The organism is Halorussus gelatinilyticus (assembly GCF_023238445.1).
Lineage (GTDB): Archaea > Halobacteriota > Halobacteria > Halobacteriales > Haladaptataceae > Halorussus > Halorussus gelatinilyticus.
Genome location: NZ_CP096658.1, coordinates 3,040,232 through 3,061,316, shown reverse-complemented (window position 1 = coordinate 3,061,316; position 21,085 = coordinate 3,040,232). Strand labels below are relative to the sequence as shown.

Annotated in this window: 19 protein-coding genes, 1 tRNA gene and 1 pseudogene; 13 read left to right on the top strand and 8 right to left on the bottom strand. The window is 56.4% G+C overall.

Translation table 11 applies throughout. From position 1 onward, the window contains the following. Positions 1–120: 120 nt before the first annotated feature. Together M0R88_RS15685 and M0R88_RS15680 are read right to left on the bottom strand one after the other, a co-directional pair. A complete protein-coding gene (locus M0R88_RS15685) occupies positions 121–942 on the bottom strand; it encodes a CBS domain-containing protein (RefSeq protein ID WP_248649975.1) in 822 nt (273 codons plus the stop codon). A gap of 190 nt (positions 943–1,132) precedes the next feature. Then, positions 1,133–2,317: a trans-sulfuration enzyme family protein gene (locus M0R88_RS15680; protein ID WP_248649974.1), complete on the bottom strand. Its 1,185-nt coding sequence runs from the start codon at positions 2,315–2,317 to the stop codon at positions 1,133–1,135. A gap of 208 nt (positions 2,318–2,525) precedes the next feature. Between M0R88_RS15680 and M0R88_RS15675 the strand changes: the two genes are divergently transcribed. The 7 genes from M0R88_RS15675 to M0R88_RS15645 all read left to right on the top strand — a co-directional run bounded on the left by M0R88_RS15675 (position 2,526) and on the right by M0R88_RS15645 (position 7,887). Next, positions 2,526–2,846, top strand: a complete 321-nt coding sequence (locus M0R88_RS15675) for an antibiotic biosynthesis monooxygenase family protein (protein ID WP_248649973.1) — start codon at positions 2,526–2,528, stop codon at positions 2,844–2,846. A gap of 222 nt (positions 2,847–3,068) precedes the next feature. Continuing rightward, complete coding sequence (locus M0R88_RS15670; RefSeq protein ID WP_248649972.1) at positions 3,069–3,425, top strand: DUF8165 family protein; 357 nt, start codon at positions 3,069–3,071, stop codon at positions 3,423–3,425. 40 nt (positions 3,426–3,465) lie between these two features. Beyond that, positions 3,466–3,735 carry a DUF8110 family protein gene (locus tag M0R88_RS15665; RefSeq protein WP_248654390.1) on the top strand — a complete coding sequence of 90 codons (270 nt, stop codon included), beginning with the start codon at positions 3,466–3,468 and terminating at the stop codon, positions 3,733–3,735. 43 nt (positions 3,736–3,778) lie between these two features. Continuing rightward, a complete protein-coding gene (locus M0R88_RS15660; RefSeq protein WP_248649970.1) occupies positions 3,779–4,687 on the top strand; it encodes an ADP-ribosylglycohydrolase family protein in 909 nt (302 codons plus the stop codon). 290 nt (positions 4,688–4,977) lie between these two features. Beyond that, positions 4,978–5,784, top strand: coding sequence for a transcription initiation factor IIB family protein (locus M0R88_RS15655; protein WP_248649969.1), 807 nt, complete (start codon positions 4,978–4,980; stop codon positions 5,782–5,784). Continuing rightward, positions 5,774–7,015 (top strand): HNH endonuclease, encoded by a 1,242-nt coding sequence (locus tag M0R88_RS15650; RefSeq protein ID WP_248649968.1) that lies wholly within the window; start codon positions 5,774–5,776, stop codon positions 7,013–7,015. The genes M0R88_RS15655 and M0R88_RS15650 overlap by 11 nt, the downstream gene beginning before the upstream one ends. A 65-nt stretch (positions 7,016–7,080) precedes the next feature. Continuing rightward, positions 7,081–7,887: a GIY-YIG nuclease family protein gene (locus M0R88_RS15645; RefSeq protein ID WP_248649967.1), complete on the top strand. Its 807-nt coding sequence runs from the start codon at positions 7,081–7,083 to the stop codon at positions 7,885–7,887. Positions 7,888–8,053: 166 nt separating this feature from the next. Here the strand turns inward: M0R88_RS15645 and M0R88_RS15640 are convergent, their stop codons facing one another. Then, a complete protein-coding gene (locus M0R88_RS15640) occupies positions 8,054–9,097 on the bottom strand; it encodes an HNH endonuclease (protein ID WP_248649966.1) in 1,044 nt (347 codons plus the stop codon). Positions 9,098–10,016: 919 nt separating this feature from the next. Here M0R88_RS15640 and M0R88_RS15635 point away from each other — a divergent pair. The 4 genes from M0R88_RS15635 (at position 10,017) to M0R88_RS15620 (ending at position 16,342) form a co-directional block, all read left to right on the top strand. Beyond that, the gene (locus M0R88_RS15635; RefSeq protein WP_248654389.1) at positions 10,017–10,559 is read left to right on the top strand and encodes a hypothetical protein; all 543 of its coding nucleotides are present in this window, start codon (positions 10,017–10,019) and stop codon (positions 10,557–10,559) included. Positions 10,560–10,931: 372 nt separating this feature from the next. Further along, the gene (locus M0R88_RS15630) at positions 10,932–11,408 is read left to right on the top strand and encodes a hypothetical protein (RefSeq protein ID WP_248649964.1); all 477 of its coding nucleotides are present in this window, start codon (positions 10,932–10,934) and stop codon (positions 11,406–11,408) included. Between the two features lie 305 nt (positions 11,409–11,713). Next, a complete protein-coding gene (locus M0R88_RS15625) occupies positions 11,714–12,940 on the top strand; it encodes a hypothetical protein (protein WP_248654388.1) in 1,227 nt (408 codons plus the stop codon). A gap of 1,098 nt (positions 12,941–14,038) precedes the next feature. Continuing rightward, positions 14,039–16,342, top strand: coding sequence for an N-6 DNA methylase (locus M0R88_RS15620; RefSeq protein ID WP_248654387.1), 2,304 nt, complete (start codon positions 14,039–14,041; stop codon positions 16,340–16,342). A 237-nt stretch (positions 16,343–16,579) separates the two neighbouring features. Here M0R88_RS15620 and M0R88_RS15615 read toward each other — a convergent pair whose 3' ends face one another. Then, positions 16,580–16,765 (bottom strand): hypothetical protein, encoded by a 186-nt coding sequence (locus M0R88_RS15615; protein ID WP_248649961.1) that lies wholly within the window; start codon positions 16,763–16,765, stop codon positions 16,580–16,582. A gap of 625 nt (positions 16,766–17,390) precedes the next feature. Then, positions 17,391–17,726 (bottom strand): hypothetical protein, encoded by a 336-nt coding sequence (locus M0R88_RS15610; protein WP_248654386.1) that lies wholly within the window; start codon positions 17,724–17,726, stop codon positions 17,391–17,393. Positions 17,727–17,799: 73 nt separating this feature from the next. Here M0R88_RS15610 and M0R88_RS15605 point away from each other — a divergent pair, with 73 nt between their 5' ends. Further along, positions 17,800–18,117 (top strand): RPA12/RPB9/RPC11 RNA polymerase family protein, encoded by a 318-nt coding sequence (locus tag M0R88_RS15605; RefSeq protein WP_248649959.1) that lies wholly within the window; start codon positions 17,800–17,802, stop codon positions 18,115–18,117. 181 nt (positions 18,118–18,298) lie between these two features. On the opposite strand, the pseudogene M0R88_RS15600 reads toward M0R88_RS15605, so the two are convergent. Further along, positions 18,299–18,502: pseudogene (locus M0R88_RS15600) on the bottom strand (IS5/IS1182 family transposase); the annotation flags it as partial. A gap of 442 nt (positions 18,503–18,944) precedes the next feature. Here M0R88_RS15600 and M0R88_RS15595 point away from each other — a divergent pair. After that, a tRNA-Met gene (locus M0R88_RS15595) sits at positions 18,945–19,019 on the top strand. A 28-nt stretch (positions 19,020–19,047) separates the two neighbouring features. Here the strand turns inward: M0R88_RS15595 and hisI are convergent. Together hisI and M0R88_RS15585 are read right to left on the bottom strand one after the other, a co-directional pair. Next, entirely contained in the window at positions 19,048–19,425 is a 378-nt protein-coding gene (gene hisI / locus M0R88_RS15590) for a phosphoribosyl-AMP cyclohydrolase (protein ID WP_248649958.1), read from the bottom strand. A 65-nt stretch (positions 19,426–19,490) separates the two neighbouring features. Then, on the bottom strand, positions 19,491–20,834 hold the full coding sequence (locus M0R88_RS15585) for a ribonuclease J (RefSeq protein WP_248652285.1): 1,344 nt from the start codon (positions 20,832–20,834) through the stop codon (positions 19,491–19,493). Between the last annotated feature and the right edge of the window lie 251 nt (positions 20,835–21,085).

Here is a 21,085-nt window from a genome sequence, read left to right as displayed (position 1 = left end):
AGGAGGTGCAGCAAACCACTTGCTACGAAGATCCAGATTTCGACTCTAGTACTGAGAAGTAGCGATGCTACCAGACACGGTAGTTCAAGAGAGGGTCAAGATCGAAGCGTACCCTGGCGCTTATGTCTCTGACGACCCTGGGTCGTACCCTGCGTTTTGGAGATGTATGAGGACTTGCTCGATAGTTTCGAGGGCGTTGTGGAGATTTTCTGTGGTGCGACCGCTACTGAGGAAGTCGTTGCTGTCGGTGTTTTCGACGAGGAGGTTGGCGTGGGCGACGTCGTTGCGGAGTTCTTTGATTTCGTGGAGTCGAGAGTCGGCTTCTCCTTTCGTCGAGAAGCCGCAGGCCTCCCAGCAGGGTTCGACGCTTTTGACGATAGTTTTGAGCGTCGAGAATTGTGCGTAGTGGATCTCCTCTAGGGCGACGTTGGCGGCTTGTGCGTCTTCGTACCGGTCTTCGATATCGTCGAGTTCGTCCCTCGTGACGGAGGTTTGCTTCCAGTTCGGTGCATTTTCGAGGATGAGTTCGCGGAGATGTTCTTCGAGGTACGTGATCCGGTCGAACAAGTAGATGCGCGCTGGGGCGGTGTTGAGATCGGCGCGAGTGAGGATACCGGTGACGTGATTGTGCCCGCCGAGGAAATAAACGGGTTTCTCAATGAGTGCGGAGAGGACGTCTGTGAACGAGGTGTCGCCGCTGATCATGTAGTCGATGGTGAGCGGGGTGAGATGGTCGTCGAGAGTGTCGCCGTCGTCGTCAGTCGTGACATCGTCCGTGTGGATGAACCCGATTGGGTCGTCGTCAGCGTAGACCGGGGCAGCATCGTACCCGTTCTCATCAAGCCACGCGGCGGCGTCGCCAGGTGGCGTGCCGTGGTCGAGGTGTTCGACGGAGTACGTGGCGAGTTCGGCCGCAGTACAGTCATAGAGATCACGAGGCATAACGTCAGCTGGGAAGGCAGGGATAGTCAAACTGGGGATTCAACTCACATAAATAACAGATCGAAGACCCTGTTGAAGTTCTCAATAGTTGACCGTACTGTGTGTGAGAAGCGGAGGTTGTATTCAGCAGCACAGCGTGCGTTTCCGCGCTCATCAGGTCAAAGAATAGGGAATGAGGCAAAGGGGGAGTTCACGGTAGCGCCGTCCGGAGGTCCTCGCAGAGGTCATCGGCATCTTCGAGGCCAACGGACACCCGGACTAACGTTTCGGGAATCTCCGCTGACTCCTCACTACGACTGAACTCGTCGGGGATCATGAGTGACGGTACCTCAACAAGGCTTTCGACCCCGCCGAGACTGGCCCCCGGCGTGAATACCTCAAGTCCCTCGACAAACGCTTCAAGTTCGATGAGCGTCCCATCGAACTCGAAGGATAGCATCCCGCTGTACCCCGACATCTGCTCGGTCGCAAGGTCGTGTTGCGGGTGGCTTTCAAGACCAGGATAGTGGACCCGAGCGATCCGATCATGGCCTTCGAGGAACCGGGCAACTGCCATCGCGTTCCTCTCGTGATGTTCCATCCGTGCGGGCAGCGTCTTGATGCCTCGCGCAACGAGGTAGCAGTCGAACGGCGAAAGCATATTCCCGAGTCCAACCCGCTGCGCGAACGCTAATCGCTCGAAAACCCCATCGTTGTCGGTGATGACAGCACCACCAATCGAGTCGGAGTGTCCGTTGAGATACTTAGTGGTGCTGTGAACGACGATGTCGGCACCCAGGTTGAGTGGGGCTTGATAGTACGGACTCGCAAACGTACTGTCCACGCCGAACAGGACATCGTGGTCATCGGCGATGTCGGCTATCGTCTGGATATCGCATAACCGGATCAAGGGGTTCGACGGGGTTTCTGCCCAGATCAAGTCAGTGTCTGCGTTGACTGCATCGGCAACGTTGCCGGGGTCACGAGCGTCAACGAAGTCGATGTCAACACCGAGATGCCCGGCCATGTGTTCCGTGAGCAGTTTTTCGGTCCCGCTATAGATGGTGTCCGAGGAGACGACGTGGCCGCCCGGAGGGACCAGCGCTAGCATCGTCGTTGATGTGGCGGCCATTCCGGAGGCGAACGCCAACGCATGCTCGCCACCTTCGAGGCGGGCTAACTGCTCTTCGAGGGCTGCCCGCGTCGGATTGCTCTCGCGCGAATAGTCGTGTTCGTTGGCGTCCTCTCCGTTAGCCCACTCGAACGTAGTCGAAAGGTGAATCGGCGGGACGACGTCGTTCGTTCCCTCTCTGTGCGGATGTATTTCAGTTTCAGCTGCACCGACTGCGATGGTTGCGAATCGGTCATTGTCGGATCGGTTATTGTGTCGTGTCATCGGATACTCACCACAAGACTCACTCGGACCCGATTTGGCGGAGTGTTTGTAGGCCTGTTCTCAGTGGCGGAGGATAGGTGTGGAGTTCCCGGCGAAGGTGGCAGGAATCCCAACCCCGACTTGGGCGTGGATGAGCAAGGCGTTGGTTGCTATCCGTTTGATGCTCCGAGGGGAAGCATTTTGTTCGTATGGACGAGGGACTATCACGATGTATTTGGTAACGTTCCGCCTCGCTCCTGGAGAGTATGATGCGGAGTTTTACGAGTTGAATGACGCGATACAAGCGGCTGCCGAGGACACGGAGGGATATCTGGGCAAACAGACGTGGCATGCACCGAATAGTGAGGAGGTTCTTGTCGTCTACTACTGGGAGTCGTTGGACGCGATTGAGTCGTTTGGAGTAGATGCAGACCACAAACGCGCGAAACAGCGGTGGACGGAGTGGTACGATGCGTATGAGGTTACTGTTACAGAAGTCGTTGAGACATACGGGACTGGATTCGGTGACGATGCGAACCCACTCGCATAGGAATCATCAACCGATCTGATTAGTGAAGTTCCCAAGCGGAGTTATGAAGACATCCTGTATCGATCATTCATTAGCCCGGTTGAACTACGTGTTGCTGCGTAATATTCGATGTATTAAGTACTACTCCCAGAAGCCACCACTCATGGGATTTTTAACAAAACGGATTGCGGTATCTATCCACCGCAAAATTAATGAGTGGTGGGAATAGATATGAGAATAATTATGCTCAAAGGGCATTTCAAATCGGCAGGACCCAGTATCGACTACGGGGATGCTGTCTGTCTCTTCCCTGTCGACGAGCTTGACACGACAGTGCTCCAGTACCGAGATGCCCAACTCGCGCTCGACGATGTCGATGGATCAAGCGTCATCGTCGTCGCCCCGACGAGCCTCGCAACCAGCTACTTCCTCACCCAGCACGCACTCACCGCGATCCCTGTCGACAGTCTCCCCACCGGGGTTCAGACACAGATCGACGCCGCGCTTGAGACTCCCCTCGATACGTTCGAATTCATCCAAATCGGAAAGTGGAACAGTAACAGCTCGAACCACTCGCTCACCGAATTCACGGACGCCTAACTGCCAGTACGTAGAGACACAGGGTCATCGAGCATACACAATGACCGGTATGTTGGAAGACGACTATCCAGGGGCTGCCGCGTACATTCAGCAAGCCGTTGACGAGCATGGCGAAGACTGGGTGTTGGAGCACTATTACGAGCAACTCTACCCGCTCGGAAGGCTCATAGAGATGCCCGAGAAGGACGAACTCCCGTTCTACGACGAGGACGAGCACGACACGATGACGGAAGAAGAACGGGTGGAAATGTACCAGTCGTGGGCGAAGTATCGGGAGAATCTCCGTACGGGAACGAAGCCTGACGAGTGACTGCTACCCTACATTTTTCTCATGGGTCTTCGTTGGGTCACGTATGAGTTCAGATCGAGCGCGTGGGATCCTCCTTGGGTTAGCGTGCGGGGATGCGCTTGGCCGGCCAGTCGAGTTCGCGTCTGCGTCGGAGATCAGTGCTGAGCACGGGCGGCTTGACGAGATGGTCGGGCACGGCACGTGGAACCAGCCTGCTGGAACGATTACAGACGACACCGAGCAGGCGCTGTGCATCGCTCGAAGCCTCGTCGAACACCAAGCGTTCGACCCGGCGGACATTGCCGATAGGTTCGTCGCGTGGTACGACAGCGGCCCGTTCGACATCGGAGGGATGACGAGACGAGCGCTCAGCCGCCTCAAGCGCGGCGACGAGTGGGACGAGGCGGGCCAGCAGGTCTGGGAGAACAGCCCTGAAGGCCAGAATGCTGGGAACGGGAGTGTGATGCGGTGCCCGCCGCTCGCCATCCCGTATGCCACTGACTGGGATCGACTCGTCGAAGTGAGTCGGCAGTCCTCGCAGATTACGCACGCTGACCCGCGGTGTACCTATGGCTGCGCCATTCTAAATCTCACACTCGCGGGCATCCTTGACGATGCTAACGCACCACTGCAGGACGCCCTTGACTATGTCGATGCAAGTGCACCAAACGAGCTCACCGCTGCGCTTAGTCCTCTCACCCGTGCTACTTCCCCTGGTACACTAGAGACGTCTGGCTATGTTGTCCATTCGATTCAAACGGCTCTCCACGACGGGTTAGCGTCCAAGAGTGCCGAGGAGGCGATTGTCACTGCCGTCAACCGTGGCGGTGATACTGATACCATCGGCGCGATCACGGGAGCCATTGCCGGGGCGCGATTCGGTGCGTCGGGGCTCCCCCGCCAATGGCTTTCCATGATCGACGAAACCGATGAACTCGAATCGCTTGCGGATAGTCTCTTGAAGATGGCGTGATGCAGGTGTTAGCTTTCCACCGGAATTTGACGAGGTGCGGTACTGGGTGTACGAGACTCGCCACGAGATCTGGGTGATTCAGGATCAGAATCTCGTTAATAGGGCAGGCAAACCGAACTGGTACATCGTGGTTCGGCCACCACACCTCATTTACAGTAAAATATGGCGATGATGGAATCTAATTGCTAGTAACGAAAGGTAAATAAGAGAAATAAGTCATCTTAATGATGATGCAAGCGCGGTACTCCCGTCGCTCGGTTCTGCTCTATGTGGGGACCGAGATTGAGCGGATGGGTGAGACGCTCGACGCGGCAGAGGACACGATGGTCGATGGAATTCGGTTATGTGGAGATGTCCTCCGGTCGGGATACGAGTATGATTCCATCGATAGCGTTGCGGGTGCCTGTTTCTACCTCGCGTGTACCCGTCAGGAGGAACCAATTTCGCTGCCGGACATTGCCGATCATGCTCGGAAGTCCCAGAAGAACATTCAACACTTGAGTGCGAGGCTGATGTCAGAGTTGGATATTCAGCCGACCCCAGTCGAACCTGACACCTACTTGGATGACGGGATTGATGAGTTCGGCTTCACGGAAGACCAGGCAGCGGAGTGTTTCGATCTGCTTGAACGCGGGAAAGAACGTAATCTCCATAGTGGATTTGCCCCGACGACGGTCGCCGGTGCGATCCTCTATGCCGTCGCGCAGAAACACGGGCTCGAAATTCGCCAGCGGGATGTCGCAGACTTCGTAAACAAAACTCCGGTCTCCATCCGCAAGAACTACAAAACGTTCCTGAAACTGGCGGACGATGTCCCAGTAGATGTACTTCCACCCCAGACAATTGATGAGGCAATTGCGACGCTCCAGACAGCCTTCTCCGAACATCCGGCTGTGTATGCTGACGATGCCCGTGACATTGCGACTGATGCGGACGTCGGAGACAGTGCCAGTCGTGCTGGGGTCACTGGAGGTGCATACTTGAGCGTCGCCCAGGCGAACGGGGTGCACCTGACTGCCAGCGATATTAGCTCCGCGCTCGGTGTTGGAACTCAGACAATTGCGAAGTACAACGAGAGGTTCGACTATGAGAGTTGAAGACGAGACAATTTCAGAACGGCAGTGCCAGGAGTGGCGGGTATCATACCGCAACGGCAAGTCACCGTATGAACTCGCGGTCGAGAGCGATCATCCTCGGAGAGACGTCTACGACCACTTGATTGGCGAGTGTTCTCACGATTGTGACGAAACCCCGATTTCACGTGGCCGGACTCACAACGTGACCGCTCCTGAATGTCGTGACATTAGAGATCGATATGCCGCTGGGGAGGCGATTGAGGCCCTACGGGCGTCAACGGGTCGTCGCTGGCAGACGCTTGTCCGGCATCTTACTGGAAATTGTTCGCACGAGGTTGCCGTCGAGTCCCCGACAGTTGCGAAGCAGGAGATTCTCCAACGAGACCATGTTACAGCGGAGGAATGTGCCCAACTCCGCCGTGGCGTTCACGATGCAGCGAGCGTGATGGCCTATGCGGACACCGTTGACCACGAGTATCAAGTGGTTCTTGCTCACGTGAACGGTGAGTGTGCGCACGAGGTTGACGAACCTCCCCGTGAGCCGAATGATCGGCGTCGGGATATCTCGAACTCAGATTGTCAGGCAATCCGGGAAACGTATCGGTCCAGTCCTGATGTCGACTTTAGCGACATTGCTGAGGAGTACGACTGTTCGCGGACGACAATTGAGCGCCATATTACGTTCAGATGCTCGCACCCGCCTGTAGATGCCTTAGTAACCGATGTTGATGCAGTCCAAGATCTGTTGGAGTCGGGAGTGGACGCCGACGACGGATTGAGCAAGTTCAGTCCGGAAGAGATAGTTCAGTTGGACCGCGACGGGCGTGCGGATCGTAAGGAACCGGCACTGGACTTGATAGCCCCTGACCCGGATCGTGTCGAGACGACGCGTAGTCGCGTGGTGCGCAATACTGACCTCGCCCACGATATGAAGCGTATGTACAATCATACATGCCAGGTCTGTAGCGTCTCTCGGCGTGGTCCGGATGGGAATCCGTACGCTGAGGCACACCATATCCGTCCGCTCGGTCGCCCGCACGATGGACCCGATGAGCCGGAGAATATTCTCGTTCTCTGTCCGAACCACCACGCCGATTTCGACTACGGCCGACTCACCGTTGACCCAGAGACGTACCGCGTCACCCACACCTACGAAGAGGCCGTTGATGGAACTGTATTGAATATCGCAGACCCACACCAAATCAGCGACGACCATCTCACGTACCATAACAAGGTCATTGCCGGCGAGTAAATGGAAGCAGCTGTCAATGGACTCACTGACCCGATTATTATACCAAATGGCTTTGAATCCAAATTATGGATATCTCTGATCTCACTCAGAAGTTCGAGTTTGTAGACACCGTCACAGTAGAACGGAATGAGGCAGGGCAGATCGATCTCAAAATGCCTCAACAACGCTACGAAAAATCAGACGAAACGTCTGTCCATCAGTACGGTTGGGGACCGTTTTGTAAATTCCACGTTGACACCTCCAGCTTCCAAGAGAGATCAGGTGTTTATATCTTCACCGCAAACCATCAGATAGTGTATGTCGGAGAGGCTGTGGATATACATAGTCGAATTCAATACGGATACTCCAACATTTCTCCCAAGAACTGTTTTGAGGGTGGACAGCAGACCAACTGTCGAATCAATAACGCCATTCTCGAAGTCATCCGCAACGAAGGGCAGGTCGCACTCTGGGCAATGGAGGCCGAGGACAGGAAACAACGGGAAGCGGCGTTAATCGAAGAGTGCGATCCATCCTGGAATTTCGAATCTCCAACCACCGTGACTGATAGTCCACAGCAAATCGCGCAAGCTGATGGCCCTGCAAAAGACCGAGAGTCTATTTTTAACGAATCCACAAATCAGCACCAATTGACGAGTAGTAAGTACGCACCGCTCTATGATCACCTTAAGAAGGCTGATGTGAACACTCTCCACCTCTCATTTGAAGAGATAGAGGAGATCCTGGGTGTTCCATTACCTGCATCTGCTCGTAAATACGCCGTTTGGTGGAATCCTACTGGCCACGCTCATGCCGAAGGCTGGGCAGAACTCGGATGGGCTGCAGAACCAGACCTCGACAGTGAGACTGTTACTTTTAACAAAGTCCATTGAATCGCCCGCTTCACTGTCTTTCATCGTTGGAAATAGAACTCCGGTTATTGTCACTCAGTTAGACCCCATTCCTACCTAAGGACTACTTCACTATTTACAGGAGGAGATGAGCTACCTACGTCTCTGCTGAGTTTCGGTCATCGATTCAATAGAGAAGCTTGGCGTGCTATAACCAAGATAGGCCGGTATTGAGTTCTTCAAGAAACGACGGCCGGACTTGAATAGTGGACGGGAATGAAAGCTGCTCGCCCGCTCGTTCGAGGATTGTTCGGCGGAGGAACGGGTGAGCAGGGTCGAAGGACGGACTAGTTCGAATCCGGTAATCGCTGTCGATAGTAAATAATGCAGCGTCGAACGCTCGGTGATGGAGTGAGTTCAGCACGAGGACGTTCTCCGGATGTTCGGCGAGTTCGGGATGCTGGCTTCGCGGGAGGACATGTGCCAGGTCGAGGAGGTCGTCTTCTCGAATATCGGTCATGGTACAGGCGTGGCCGTACCGTTCGAACGTCTCTGTTCGAAAGGCGTCGCTCACGGCGGTTTCGGAGGTTTCGTAGCGTCGGACCCGCCCGCTCTGGTCGAGCGTCTCGCCGGTCGGCCATTGGGCGACGTCGCCAGTTTCGACCCAGCGCTTCCAGACATCCGGCGCTCGGGCGTCATCGTTCATCCGGGCGCGGTCGTGTAGCCAAGAGATGGGGATGGACTGGGTGTTGAGGATTGAGAAGTGGAACAGGTAATTTGGGATTTGTGTCCCGGAGTCGGCTTGGTAGGTGCGGACCTCGAAGTGGTCTGGTACGCACAATCCGCAGAATTCGACGACTCCGGATTCAGGTTTCCGGAATACGAGGACTGGTGGAACGTCTTCGCGTCGTCTAGCCGCGGCTCGGTCGAACGCGGTCTTGATTTTCTGGTTCTTGATAGAGTCGTCGTATGGATTGTCGGCTTTCGCGTCGCCCCAGTAGCTGATGTAGCCGGCGTTGACGGCGAGTGTGTCTTCCCACGGGTCGTCATGTTGGGAGATACCGCTGTCGTTCGAGACGAGTACGAGCGCTGCAGGCGTCTCAGACCGATTCGCACGGAGGTCACGGATTCCGCCGGTGTTTTTGATGCCGCTGTCGAGCGGGCCGCGAATCCATCTGAGGAACTGGTCAGAAGAGTTCCGATAACTGCCGGTGTCTCGGTATTGTTCGCCGACACGGAACCTGTGCTGCATGTCCGTAGTGTCGTTGCTTCCGCTGTGTAATAACAGTGATTGGTGCCGATGATGTATACTGAACGGTCTCGTCGCCCGGTATCGCCAATAGTGATAGGCTTTCTGAGTGGCGATAGAGACGGAGACTGCACTCTCTGTGGATACACCTGTGTCTGCAAAGCGCGTCGTGGAAGCAGGAAGCCCTACCCTCAAGGAGCGAACGACGTCAGCCATGAGCGAGTAGGGTACGGTAGTTCACTCGTTGATGGATTCCTTGGAAACTACATTTAGTCGTTCTCTGATCTCTGCTCGCTTCGATGGAACTTTTGAAACCGACAGCAAGCGCGGTGATTTGGGGATGGTCCCGGTAGGTATCTGCGGGGAATCAACCCATTATAGCACCCAACTCTGGCAAAGAAAGAGGGATATTTTGCCGGTTTCTTCGCTGAACCCTTACTGCATTAAAGGGGTGGTGGTTAGCCGGGGATAAGGCGATGACTGACGAAGAACCGACGGAGAGAATACAACCTACACAGTACTGTTCTCAATTCAGACGAGGACAAAACACTCTGTGTGCGTGTGGGAGACTCCATCCAATAGCCGGGAGGTGTAGAGAAACAAGTTGCGACAAAAACCAAAGAGGGCGTCAAGGTACGGGCCTGAAGACGGCTGAGATTCATCTAGAACTCGACCACTATAGCAGACAACAAACACTACTGCGTAATCGTACTGTACTCTATCCGCGCTTGATCAGATGTGAACGTAATCGTGCTGTAATCGCACCTGAACTAGTCTCCCGATCTGGGGGGTGTTCTCGTTGAGCAATCGTATTCCGCTGAATGCCCGAGTAGACGAGGACGTACGAGACGCGTTCCGAGAGTACACCCACGAGGTAAAAGGGCAGGTCAGGGGAGAATTCGGTCGTTTAGTCGAGAGAGCGATGCAAGAGTACATGGAACGGGACCGCCTCGCACGATTAGACGAACGACTCGAACGAATCGAAGAGCAGCAGGACGAACTCCTACATCTCCTGAGGAACGAGGCCGCCCCCGCCCAAACTGACCGCACACACTCACACACAGATCGACTTGCGAACCTGGATGACTTGGAGCCGCAGGTGAGACAGGGAGTGAAGAGCACGATAGAGCATCTGCCTGACAACGTCAGTGAGTCAGACTTCGAACAGGCGGTTCACAAGGCAGGGCGTACCGACCCGCGGACAGTAGAGAAGTACAAGAACCTCCTCGAATCACGCGGGATCCTCCTCCCTGATCCGCGAACGTCTTCAGACTACAAGTGGTTTAGCTCCCCGAGGAAATTCGCTCTCGTCTGTGAACAGGACCCAGACCTTAGTGCAGAGAACATCGCCGAGTTGGTTGATTCGCTAGAGACACTCGGAAAATTCTCAGTGAAAGAGTATCGTGACGCGTTGCCTGACTCGATGGCTGATGGTGACGATCTAAAAATTGACGAGGCCTTTTAGGCGACCTTACAGGCCGGTAGAATATCGAGAGTCTGACTATGACAAGACGCAGAACAGACTTCGTCGGTCAGCCCGACACGGGTTCCGTAGCTGGCAGTTTGCGGGTGGTGAGTATCGCTGTCTACCGGTTCAATACAGTCTGAGCTCGGCCCCGTGGTGTGATTCTGAACGATCCATCGCAAGCGACGCGCGCAGGACTTCTGTTACCGGCAAACGACGATATGGTCGTGCGCTCAGTCAGGAGGTCGCGCTGACAGTCTCAAACCGGGGTAAGAAGCGTGTTTTCCGCCGTCCGCTGTGTCGAGAAGCACTGTTCCTTCCCCCGTTCAGGCCTTACATTGAAAAGGGGCTGGCGGTTTTCGAGGTGTGCCGATGGTAGAACAAGCGACCCCCCACGACCACAGACAAAGTGAGCTCTACGAGTTCACGACCGAGGAGTTAGAAGAGCAGCGCGAAGAAATCGAAGAAGAACTGGAGCGACGTAAGTACGACATCGACACGGACGACGCAGAGAGAGTTGATTTAGTCAACGGCCGGTACGTCGCGTGGACGGACCTCTCAGCGCACCCCAACCGCAAAGCGGGCAAGGCATGGATCATGAAGGTCACCGGCACCCACGACACGTACGCCGTCGACGGCGACTGGCTCGACAAGCAGACAATCGACAGTGACTACCACATGGACATCAGCGAGCTGTCCAGCGGTGACATCGTCAAAGTCAGCGGTGCGAGCCACAACAACAAGAAGCACCGGTACTACCGCATCGTCGAACTGACCGACGCAGCGCTCTACTACACGCCGGAGTCCGGTCTGGAGGAATCGGAGGTCATCGAAGAAGTCGGCGACTAGCAGCCTCGATCTTTCAGACTACAGCGACACGGCTCACCACCTGCAACGAACGCAAATCCGTTCTAAGAGGAACCAGTACTAAACGAAGAGGCAGACCCCCTAATTCATCACGTAGACCTAGCTAATGCATAAGTTCCAGCTGGATTCGTGCCGCGCGTGCTGTCCTGTTGTTTCGACAGTCTCTGCACCACCAATAACGACTAAGTCCAGACCATTAAACGTGGCACGGGCATACCAAGTGTATGTCGACCGGACCTCCATTCCGACCAGATCGTGCGACGTCGCCTCCGGAAAACTTGGAGAAGATGACGACGTCCCTCGACTACCCCGACCGTGACATTCGACTCATCTACCTCGGAGGCGACAGTATGTTCGACGGTCCGTACATGGAACCGCGCTTATTCGGGGATTTCTCTCCGACAGACGATGATCCCGACCCCGACGTGTGGCCACTGGAAGGCTACGACCCCGGTCACCCCGCCGACGTCGACGACCTCATCCTCTGGGGGAACTCGTTCCCGGCTCCGCACGCTGCGTGGGTGACCGAAGAGTACCTCCAGTCCGTCTACGGGTACAATCCCCGTCGACAGACACTCGACGTCGAAGAACTCCCCCCGTGGGAACAATCAGACACGGCGAAGTACGAAGGCACCGTCGACGTCGTGCCTGGTGGTGCGGCGGGCCGACAGATGAGGCTCACTCACGACCGCCGTGTTGCACTTGAGCGCCTCGGGAGGCTGTGGAACGGGGAACGCGTTCGCGGTCATCACCTCCTCCGGGACAAACTCCCGAGCTGGACCGACCTCTTCGGCGACCTCGACCAAGACGACCTCAAGCGACTCGTCATTGACCCCGACCACGACTACGAGTTCGCCGAAGCGTTCGGAGACCACCCGTGGTACGAACAAGAGGCGTCCGTCTACCTGGCTCCGAAGACGATCTTGCGGAAAAAGGTCTGGTACAGCCCGACGCTTAAGGGTCGAACGCTCATCAACCAACACAGCGCATTCCCACCGCTCAAAGGCGATCCCAGAGAGGGTCTCCCACACCGCGTCGCCGTCGGGTTGGCCACCATCCGAGAACGCCACCACGGCCGCGACGTCGAGACGTACTGCAACCTGAACGGCTACACCGTCGACATCGTGAGCAGGAACCCAAACGGACAGCTCTACGCCGGTGAAGTACTGACGAGCCACCACAACTGGACGCTTCACCGCAACACGTACCGGAAGCTCGTTGACCTCCACAATCAGGGGATAGTTCCGTGCGCGGTCTTCGACACGCGCGAAACCGCCTACCAAATCTTCAACCACTGGCACAACCACGAAGCCCTCAGCGCGGAACTTCCGAACGGCGCGTTTGGTTCCGAGCCGAACGTCTCGACGGGACAAAAGCAAATCCGCGAGGCCTACGAGGGAGCCACGAGCTGGGTGGTCGAGAGCTGGACAACGACCTCCGATCTCTGGTCCTCCACAATAGGTGACCCGACCACCACAATCGACCCGGCCGTCCTCTTCTCAACCAACTGGTAACTCACTCTTCCGCAGTACCCCTGCTGTCGCCCCTGAATGGGGGACAGTACCCTAGTTATACTGGTCTCGGAGCAAGGGGTTGATTAGGCGGATAACGGTGGGTCTGAGGGGTTCAAACGCTTGAATCAACTGCGGAACGCGTGCGCTTCGCTAAACTATATATGAATTCTGTCAAGAACGGATTGTAGGCTCTTCGCGGGCGGTAATGGAAGCGACACACGAATTGTTGAGAATCCGCTGACATGGCCAGGGTCGCGGACGATATGGTCGTGCGCTCAATCAAGCGACCGTGCTGTCAAAGCGTGAATTCGCGCCGTCCGGTTCACATTCCTCACGCGCCGAACTCTTCGGAACCGCCGTACAGCGCGGAGTAATGTACATTCACAGTGAATCTTCGGGAACCGCATCACGCGACGGCGATCAACTCCGTTTTCTATGCGATATCAACCCACAGAATGTCAGTAATCAGATACCGGGGTTCTCTGGCTTCTAAAAAGTGTCATCTTCCCCCAACCATTTCTATTGAGAATACGATGGTTCGTTGGGAACCACCACACGGCGCAGGTACATTAACTTCTCCTGCGATTCATGCAGAATCATCCTACAGCGACGTTTTGAGGGGAATACTGAGATATCGAATGACCTAACACTAGATAGATAGTTCCCTAAAATCGCCGTCGTACTCTACTCCTTTGCGGAAAACGTGTATTGGTTTTCTCGGCGGACCCTTCGGAAGTGCAGGACGGCTCCGCAAATTAAGAATCACGATGACTATTTCGGAAGTCGGAGACGGCTCCGGCTTGTGTCCAAGGTAACCTCATGGGTGGGGAACTGAGAGCGATGGAATTGAGCCGCGCGAACTCTGCACGGTCTGAACAGTTCCGGGCCAAGCAACCCGGGTCTCACGACGTTCAACCTCTAAAGTCGGTATCGACATTCCGAGCCGGGACCTCATCTACTACTTTCTATAGCGGAGCTCTCGTGGTGTGCACCGATTTTGCGCAAATCTGCCTCCTGATGGTACGTACCGTTAGGATTCGATTGCGCCCGTCCGACTAACGTTTATAAACGAGGGGTTCATGAGACCGGTCCATCACGATGGAGAGACTCGCCGGAACGAACCTGGCACTCCCGAATTCAGGTTCACAACCTGGGGCGTATCGAACGACGAGAAGGACAGATGTCGATACCAGCTGTACCCCGGACGACTGTCCGATCACGACCCCTGTCCCTCCAAGGGTCACACCGGAGACACCAGCGTCATTCCCCCGACTGGACGAGTCCGTCGTCGATGACGACCTTCTTGACCGCCTCTCAGCGGCGGCCGATCACCTCGCGGCGATGGTTGACTCAGCCTCACTAGAGACGGCTATACAGACGTGGAGTGAACGTCACGGTCTCGATACGCTCCCTCAAGACGAGCGACGGACGGTCCTGGCCAGGCATAGTGTGATTAGCATCCTACTGAAGATGACTCTCTACGAGTGGTATCAGCGGCGTGGCGACCTGTCAGCACTCTCGGCAGACATCCGCGCTGCCCTTCAGCACGCGTACCACGAAACGGGGGATGCAGCGTTTCGAGAACTGCCCGTCGACAGAATCATCTGGCGGGCCGACGACGACATCGTCACGCCCGTCGTCGAAGCCCGCGATTGCCTCCTCACCTCTCGGAACCCGGCAGAAGACATCGGGCAGGTCTATGAGAGACTCACGACGAGTGAGAGCCGCCAATCGCTGGGGCAGTTCCGCACGCCGCCAGCCGTCGGCCGACTGCTGCGCTCGTGGGTTACCACTGGCGACGACACAGTACTCGATCCGGGGATAGGGTCCGGAGTCCTGTCCAGCCCGTTCCATCCCCACTGGCTGACGGACTTAGACCCGAAGAAGGTCTTCGGTGTCGATCAGAGCCCACTCTCGATGCTGATGGGGACGACTGCGCTGACGTTGTCTGGACAGTCTCACGAGCCGCAGACAGTGGATTTCCTCACTCTCTCGCCGGATGACCTTCCCGGTGAGGTTGACGGCATCGTCTCGAATCCACCGTTCACCGGTGCCCAAGCGCTGCCAGCGAGCTACAAGCGACGCTGCAACGCGCGGTTCGAGGACAGCACCGGGCGCACGATCAGCGGCAAATCGCCGTTGTATACGTACTTCCTGTACCATTCGCGGGAGTTCTTAGGTCCCGGAGATCGAGCCGCGTTCATCACGCCCCAGAGTTGGCTCAGCCGCAAATTCGGCGAGACGCTCAAGCGATTCCTCCTCGACGAGTACCGGATCAAGTCCCTCGTCCGGTTCAATCCGGAAGCGACGTCAATCTTCGATACGGCCGACGAGACCGCGCTTCTCGTGTGCCTCGAAGTGCCCGCAGAAGACGCTCCTACTGGAGACACGCGGTTCGTGCGCGTTGACGAGGATGTCGATACGAACGAAATCCGCGACGCCATCGACGGCGTTGTCGACGGCGAAACTTTGTGGGGTGAGGTGGTCTGTCGCCAACAAGAACAGCTCGATCCAACTAGCAACTGGCAGTCGCTCTTCGACCGGGAAAGCATTGAGACGCACGGACTCGTACCGCTACGTACACTCGCAACGTGTCGACGCGGGGCCGTCACCGGGGCAGTCAACTTCTTCTGCTTGTCACAGCAGACTGTGGACGAGTACGGTATTTCCGAGGAGCAGCTCTCCCGCCTGATTCGACGCCCGTCGGTCGTCGATGGCTACGACTTCACCGAGATAGGCTGGGCGGAGTTGCGGGAGAGCGGTGCGGCGGTGTGGCTTCTCGATCCGGACGAACTGTCGAACGTTCCCGACGAGATCGCCACTTTCGCCGAGCAGGTGCGGTCCGTCCCGGATTCGCTACAGAACGACGGAGACGAGACCGGGTTGCAGCCGTATCTACGGACTGCGGTAACGGTCCACGATCTCGTTGGGACCGACGCGTTCGACCGGCGGACGTACTGGTATCGCCCGCCGCGTCACGACCCGCCGCAGATCGTGGTGCCGGATACGAGCCGTGACGGATTCCCGTTCGTTCTCAACGAGGTGCGGGCTCGAAACGTCCATAATTTCCACGGACTTCACGGTATCCGACTCGCCGAGGTCGAGATGAAGGCGTTACTCGCGTACCTCAACAGCGAGTTCACCGCGCAACTCCTCACCGAGGAGACGTACACACGCCAGGATGGCTACGAGTCGCTCAGTATCAGTGACCTCCGAGAACTTCCGGTAATTGATCCGCAGACTTTACCGGACGATGTCGTGTCCGCACTTGCTGACGCTTTCGAGGAACTCCGAACGGCCACGCGACGGAGTGGGAACTCTGACTCCGCGAAGAAACGAATTATGACGATACTGGAACAGGAGCTCCAGCTTAGATTGCCTTCGGACGCGGAGCTAGAATGAGTACCTCCGGCGGATCCCTGTTGTCAAGGAGTTCCGCCTGGTCGGCGTTGGTTCTGAGACGAATCGTGTTCTTCCCCGTCTTCGTGAAGAGACCGTCTACACTGTTGAGGCCGCGGATGATCCGGAACCTCTGAACTCCGGCACGCCGATGGTCAGACACTTAACGAACTCTCCGGGGAAATAACGATAAAAAGTTGGGTGAATCGGGCTTTTGTTTGACCCGGTATAGGGGGTTCGTTACTGTGGGACCTGCTCGACTTGGAACGTGACGAGCACGGGTTCTCGGCACTGGTCGCACTTGATCCGTTCGCCGTACCGGACAGAGTACTCGCGGTCGATCCGGGATCGGCACTCGGGGCATCGGAGGCGGACGACAGGTGTTCCGTCGTCGTTGTCGGTATCAGCGATGATTTCGCGGAGCATGCTTTGTCGACGGCCACTGACCGACTTCAACGCTCGGATAGTTACTGAGTCGGTGACCACACCGAATGTCCAATGTAAATTCCGTGATCCTACATATCTCACGCCGTCTCTTCGTGTTGCCGGTCAACTCGATCAACCCGGTCAAAGTATTCTCGCCACTCTTCGGGGACTGTGTCGAGAGAGTAGTACCCGTTGTGCGCGAGTTCCAATGCTAGTTTCGCCTCGTTGCGGGAGCACTGGGTGAGCTCTAAATTCTCGACGAGGGTTTCTCGGGACCATTCCGTGCTCATTCCGTGGTCGGTGATGACCGCTTGCCGGAAATGGTACCAGAACATAAGATGTCCGTCAGCAGGGAATCTTTTCGGCGTCGGGTCAAGACGGCCAGGAACGAACGGGAGTGCCGAGAGACCCGCAAGCGCTCGCAGGAACGTACGTCGGAGCATGTGTCGACATAAACGGCGGTGCTCTTCAATCCACTCCCAAATCCATGTAAGTACGTACTGGTTTCTCACCTCCTCGAACCGGGGTCTGCGTACTGGCACTCAGGTTCGAGGGGACAGCGCTGACACGCCGGTACTCGCGTTGTACACCCGTCCGCCACGAAGTAGTATCTGGGGCCTACACATCAGGGAGGGGCGCGCTGAAGTATCAGTCTCAACTCTCTCTGGGCAATTCTGCGACCGCGTTGCTCGGAATGAACGAGATACCCGAGGAAATCGAAATCTCCGGGGACGTCGCGTCCGTCTAGCGGGATGTCCGAGAGTGCCGTTCGAAACGGATCGAAGCGGACGCGGAGGCTGACATCCACGTCGCGCTCCACATGTACGACGATGCCCTGTCGTCTGACCTCTGGACCGCCGCGGCGAACTTCTACTACGTCTGCGAAAACACGCTTTCCCCCGGCTACGATGAGAAGGATCCGGTGCCTGTTGTCTCTTCGATAACTCAGTACAGTCAGCATAAGCAGTTGCCCGAAATCCACGACGGATCAGAAGTTAACACATTTATCCGACACTCGTGTATTCTTACTCTGTATGCAATTCTGTGACGAGTGTGGTTCGCTGATGCACACGGAGGGCGATACGTGGGTGTGTCGCTCCTGTGAGAACGAGGAGGTGCGGGACTCGCACGCAGAAGCGGCGATGACGACCCAGGATGGACAGCGGGACGACGGGGCACCCGTCGTGGCCGACGCGACCCAGGGTGCCACCGAGACGATGCAGGAGCCCTGTCCGGCGGACGATTGCGACAGCGACCGGGCCGACTACGAGATGATGCCGAAGCCGGGCGGCTCCTACGAGGTTCGGCTGTTCACCTGCGTCGAGTGCGGCCACAAGTGGCGCGAGTCCTGACGGCGCATCCCGCGAACCCCGCCGCGTACATATGCACAGACCGCCACAGCAGACTCTCAACTCCCGGGGGTACTCGGTCTCAAGTGGGGCCACACATCGACTCCAACCCAATTCCCACAACGTTCGTGAGGCTATCAACGACCGCGGTCACAAGAGCCGTTGTTGGGATGTTCATTCCTCCGATTATCGGTGCGGTAGATGAGTTCGTCAACAAGGTCGGGTACGTCGTTGTCTTCTTGACCTTTAGACAGAGCAGAACGACGTGTTGCCGAAATGTAAATCGCTTCCGTGAATATCGGGTTGAGAACCGTGTAACAGCACGTCGAGCCAGCACCATAGCACGCTCAACGAATCGGAGAAGACGTGATTTCGGGAGGACATCCATCTTATCTCCTAGTAATCATTCGTCATGCTCCTCAGCAAGGGTTTCAACAAAGCCCTCGGAATATGCACATCGAGCTTTTAGAATCTTATTTTGTCAAACGTCAATGGACAGTGGGTACACTGAACCGTTACGCCTCGTACAGAAGGAGTGCATTTAGATTGGGCAACAACCATTAGATATCGGAGACTGAAAGTATCGGTGATGGCACCGATTGAGGTTGTGTGTCCTGCCTGCGACTCCGATCAGGAAGTCACGCCCGATGAGTACTCGATTTTCACCGTTAATTGTCCCAACTGTGGGAACGTCTCTAAAGGAATGTATCATTCTGGAGTAGACGAAATCAGTTGGCGATGGACCCGATAAGTGAGTATCGCTGAATTCATCGTGGTGATGGGACGGCGTGTTCCAAACCGTTAACTGCTCGGTGTCCAAACGGCGGTACAGCGGGATAGGATAGCCCGGTGATTCCGCCAGGCTCATGACCTGGAGATCGGTGGTTCAACTCCACCTCCCGCTATCAGTTCCACGCCGTTCGTTGGTGGGGGCTACTCGTATACTTCGTCAGGATCGAATACTTTCTCTCCGACGATGTCCCCGTCGAGCGTTCGATAGAAACACGAGCGGTACCCCGTATGGCAGGCCCCGCCCTCCTGTTCAACACGGTAGAGCAGCGCATCCCCATCGCAATCAACTCGGATCTCCTCGACGCGTTGGACGTGTCCGCTAGAGCCGCCCTTCTGCCACAGCTCATCGCGGCTACGAGAGTAGTAGTGAGCGAGACCCGTATTCTGGGTTTTCGCAAGCGCGTCCGGTGAGACGTACGCGAGCATCAGAATCTCGTCCGTCTCGACGTCCTGTGCAATCGCAGGTATCAGTTCAGTTTCACCAAACTCTAGATCGACGGTAAGAGAGTTATCTTGCATGGAGAGACAGTACAGTAGAACGGGGATATGAGTTGTCGTTTTCGAGCGCGATTAACGAACGTTCTTTACACCAACTGAATCGTATTTCCGTTGGAAGTCACGTGCAGGTCACGGCCAAGCTTGTAGCCTTGACTCTCTGCGAGGTCAACATAGCCCGAAAAGCCCTGCATGTTCTGGTGCGCCGGAATTACGTGCTGGGGCTGGAGCGTATTGAGCATCTGGTAATGCCCTTCCTGCGAGATATGGCCAGAGACGTGGACGTCGTCGTAGATGCGGGCGCCCTGCATCTTCAGGAGGCGCTCGGACTGGTAGCGCTGGCCCTCGTTGGTCGGCTCAGGAATGATCCCTGCCGAGAAGATAACCTTGTCGCCGTTGTCAAGATCGTACGGTGTCTCCCCACGGCCCATCCGAGTGAGCATTGCCCGCGGTTCGCCCTGGTGGCCCGTCACGACTGGCAGGAAGTTCTCCTTGCCCTCTTTCATGATGCGTTTGAATGTCCGGTCTACGGACTTGCGATGGCCGTACATGCCGAGATCCTCGGGGAAGGTTGTGGCCCCGAGGCGTTCGGCTGCCCCGGAGTACTTCTCCATCGACCGCCCGAGGAGGACTGGTTGGCGTCCGATTTCCTTTGCGAATTCGACGAGATTCGTGACCCGAGCGATGTGACTGGCAAACGTCGTGGCAAGGATGCCGCCGTCGAAGTCCTCAAGGCTCATCATGAGGTCTCGGAGTTGACTTCTAGCGACGGCTTCGCTGGGGGTCCGACCCTTCTTGTTTGCGTTGGTACAATCTTCAATGTAACACAACACGCCGTTCCTCTCACGACCTAGTTCCCGAAACCGTTTCATGTCGATGGGGTCACCGAGCACCGGCGTGTGGTCCATCCGCTTGTCGAGGCCGTAGACGATTGCACCCTCGGGCGTGTGGAGGACCGGGTTGATGGCGTCGATAATGGAGTGGGTCACGTTGACGAATTCAAGCTCGCAGTGTTCGCCGATGCCCATCGTTTCGCCCGCGTCCATCTCCACCAGGTCGTTTTCGACGTTGAACTTCCCCTCGTCCTGGATTTCCTCTCTGACGAGTTCCAGCGTAAACGGCGACGCCACGATCGGAGCATTATAGCGATGGGCGAGTTTGCTAATCGCGCCGATGTGGTCGAGGTGACCATGGGTCGGCACAATGGCCTGCACATCGCCTTCGAGATCGCTCATGATGCGGTCGTCCGGAATCGCATCCATGTCGATGAGGTCGAGCGAGTGCAGTTGTTCGGTCTGGACGTTGTCGTGAATCAGTACGTTCGAGAGGTTGAGCCCCATGTCGAAGATGACGATGTCCTCTCCGGCACGGACCGCGGTCATCTGGCGGCCAACTTCCTCGTAGCCGCCGATTGTCGCAATTTCGATTTCCATAGTTACCTGCCGATCATAGCAGTCCACGAGCACGGTAACGGCTTGGAGTCCCGTCACCACAGTACCGTGTGGACTCCCGTCCGATGAGGAAGGTCTTCGATGAACCGCTAGCCAAAACCACCTCGCGGACGAAATTCCCTGTGACCGGACACGGGACTGCGCGTCTTTCGGTTACGTACTTCTTCGCAGGCGAGCCATAAATACTCCCGGAAGTTGTGCCCGTTGATCCAGAATACGGTCAATCGTCTGCT

What these genes read in the sequence shown, in the direction of transcription:
- M0R88_RS15620 (WP_248654387.1), top strand. Translation starts at nt 14,039, where the DNA reads ATGGAGAGACTCGCCGGAACGAACCTGGCACTCCCGAATTCAGGTTCA.
- M0R88_RS15630 (WP_248649964.1), top strand. Translation starts at nt 10,932, where the DNA reads ATGGTAGAACAAGCGACCCCCCACGACCACAGACAAAGTGAGCTCTAC.
- M0R88_RS15650 (WP_248649968.1), top strand. Translation starts at nt 5,774, where the DNA reads ATGAGAGTTGAAGACGAGACAATTTCAGAACGGCAGTGCCAGGAGTGG.
- M0R88_RS15585 (WP_248652285.1), bottom strand. Translation starts at nt 20,834, where the DNA reads ATGGAAATCGAAATTGCGACAATCGGCGGCTACGAGGAAGTTGGCCGC.
- M0R88_RS15675 (WP_248649973.1), top strand. Translation starts at nt 2,526, where the DNA reads ATGTATTTGGTAACGTTCCGCCTCGCTCCTGGAGAGTATGATGCGGAG.
- M0R88_RS15670 (WP_248649972.1), top strand. Translation starts at nt 3,069, where the DNA reads ATGCTCAAAGGGCATTTCAAATCGGCAGGACCCAGTATCGACTACGGG.
- hisI (WP_248649958.1), bottom strand. Translation starts at nt 19,425, where the DNA reads ATGCAAGATAACTCTCTTACCGTCGATCTAGAGTTTGGTGAAACTGAA.
- M0R88_RS15685 (WP_248649975.1), bottom strand. Translation starts at nt 942, where the DNA reads ATGCCTCGTGATCTCTATGACTGTACTGCGGCCGAACTCGCCACGTAC.
- M0R88_RS15625 (WP_248654388.1), top strand. Translation starts at nt 11,714, where the DNA reads ATGACGACGTCCCTCGACTACCCCGACCGTGACATTCGACTCATCTAC.
- M0R88_RS15640 (WP_248649966.1), bottom strand. Translation starts at nt 9,097, where the DNA reads ATGCAGCACAGGTTCCGTGTCGGCGAACAATACCGAGACACCGGCAGT.
- M0R88_RS15655 (WP_248649969.1), top strand. Translation starts at nt 4,978, where the DNA reads ATGGGTGAGACGCTCGACGCGGCAGAGGACACGATGGTCGATGGAATT.
- M0R88_RS15610 (WP_248654386.1), bottom strand. Translation starts at nt 17,726, where the DNA reads ATGCTGACTGTACTGAGTTATCGAAGAGACAACAGGCACCGGATCCTT.
- M0R88_RS15680 (WP_248649974.1), bottom strand. Translation starts at nt 2,317, where the DNA reads ATGACACGACACAATAACCGATCCGACAATGACCGATTCGCAACCATC.
- M0R88_RS15615 (WP_248649961.1), bottom strand. Translation starts at nt 16,765, where the DNA reads ATGCTCCGCGAAATCATCGCTGATACCGACAACGACGACGGAACACCT.
- M0R88_RS15645 (WP_248649967.1), top strand. Translation starts at nt 7,081, where the DNA reads ATGGATATCTCTGATCTCACTCAGAAGTTCGAGTTTGTAGACACCGTC.
- M0R88_RS15665 (WP_248654390.1), top strand. Translation starts at nt 3,466, where the DNA reads ATGACCGGTATGTTGGAAGACGACTATCCAGGGGCTGCCGCGTACATT.
- M0R88_RS15635 (WP_248654389.1), top strand. Translation starts at nt 10,017, where the DNA reads ATGCAAGAGTACATGGAACGGGACCGCCTCGCACGATTAGACGAACGA.
- M0R88_RS15605 (WP_248649959.1), top strand. Translation starts at nt 17,800, where the DNA reads ATGCAATTCTGTGACGAGTGTGGTTCGCTGATGCACACGGAGGGCGAT.
- M0R88_RS15660 (WP_248649970.1), top strand. Translation starts at nt 3,779, where the DNA reads ATGAGTTCAGATCGAGCGCGTGGGATCCTCCTTGGGTTAGCGTGCGGG.